The following is a 201-nucleotide window of genomic DNA, read 5'->3' as shown; positions in this document are numbered from 1 at the left end:
CGTCGAGGCTGACGGGGCGCCCGCCGCGGGCACCGCGCCGTCTGCGGTGGCCCTGCTGGTCGGCCGGTTCGGGGATGACCGCTTTGATCCCACGGGCGCGTAGGTGGGTGCGGATCGCCCGGGAGGAGTACGCCTTATCGCCCAGCACGGCCTCGGGGCGGGTCCGGGGCCGCCCTACTGGCCGGGTCACGCGCAGCTGCT

1 pseudogene is annotated in these 201 nt (G+C 76.1%); it reads right to left on the bottom strand.

The annotated features are described in order from the left end of the window. Window positions 1-201 (bottom strand): annotated as a pseudogene (locus ACFI33_RS11865) (IS5/IS1182 family transposase); the annotation flags it as partial.

The sequence above is a fragment of the Micrococcus sp. PSi08 genome (assembly GCF_054960655.1).
Note: the sequence above shows the minus strand (reverse complement) of the source record. Positions and strands in the feature narration are given on the sequence as shown.